This is a genomic window from Streptococcus sp. HMSC066E07 (genome assembly GCF_001814695.1).
GTDB classification, from domain to species: Bacteria; Bacillota; Bacilli; order Lactobacillales; family Streptococcaceae; genus Streptococcus; species Streptococcus hominis.
This window is the reverse complement of the sequence record NZ_KV817420.1, coordinates 1-1,057: the sequence shown is the minus strand read 5'-3', so window position 1 is coordinate 1,057 and position 1,057 is coordinate 1. Positions and strand designations below refer to the sequence as shown.

Sequence of the window (1,057 nt, the reverse complement as noted above, 5' to 3'; positions counted from 1 at the left end):
GATAAATTGCAAGAATAAGTGCAACATTTATTCGAACTCATCCTCTAGAGCTTCACAAGAAGTTCTGTAACCTAAACATTTTCGTGGTCGGTGATTGATATCATATAAAGCCTTGTTCAAATCCTCATCAGAGATAGTGGCTAAATCTGTTTTCTTTGGGAAATATTCTCTTAGTAAGCCATTTGCGTTTTCATTGCTTCCTCTCTGCCAGGATGAATAGGCATCCGCAAAGAAAAAGGAAATTCCTAAATTCTCTACCAGAGGATAGCAGGCAAACTCTTTTCCCCTGTCTGAAGTGAAGGTTTTAAGAGCCTCTTTTGGAAATAGCCTACAAAGTTTTTCGATGGCTGAAAACATGGCTTTGGCTGTTCTATCTGGTATCTTGAAAGCTAAGTAAAAACGAGTTTTTCGCTCTAGAAAGGTCGCTAAACACCCCTTGCTTTCGCCTCTGGAAGACACCACAGTATCAAGCTCCCAGTGCCCAAAAGTTTCACGATTACGGACCTCTTTAGGACGTTTGGAAATTGGCGTACCAATCCTAAATCTTCCACGTGTTTCTTTGGGTTGTCGAGTTTTTCCTTTACGACGAAGGACGCTCAAATCCAGATCAATCAAACCAGCATAGAGCCAGTTATAGATGGTTTTAAAAGCTACCATTGGCTTTTGTTCAAGCTGATAGCGGCCACAAATCTGTTCAGGCGACCAGGAGGATTTTAAACCGTTCTCAATTTCCTTTTTCAACTTTGGTGTCAAACAAGACTTCCGACCTTTTTGCTTAGCCCTGTGATCGTACTGTTCCTGTGCTGAGGTTGCGGAATAACCATTTTGGCATCGTCTTAACTCTCTTGAAATGGTAGACTTATGGACGCCAAGTTTACTTGCAATTTGGCAAGGTTTCAAACCTAATTCCAAGTAGGTTTCTATCTTTATTCGGTCAGTTATGGTAAGATGGAAGTAGCTCATAGTTTTTCCTCGGGTTCTGTTTGTGTGGTTGCTTACAGTTTACACCAATGAAACGCTATGAGTTTTTTTGTTGCACTATATTTTACAATTTATC

1 protein-coding gene is annotated in these 1,057 nt (G+C 40.4%); it reads right to left on the bottom strand.

The window, feature by feature from the left end; all coding sequences use genetic code 11:
- Window positions 1-27 precede the first annotated feature (27 nt).
- The gene (locus HMPREF2984_RS02295) at window positions 28-963 is read right to left on the bottom strand and encodes an IS30 family transposase (RefSeq protein WP_049533395.1); all 936 of its coding nucleotides are present in this window, start codon (window positions 961-963) and stop codon (window positions 28-30) included.
- Window positions 964-1,057: the final 94 nt, after the last annotated feature.

What these genes read in the sequence shown, in the direction of transcription:
- HMPREF2984_RS02295 (WP_049533395.1), bottom strand. Translation starts at nt 963, where the DNA reads ATGAGCTACTTCCATCTTACCATAACTGACCGAATAAAGATAGAAACC.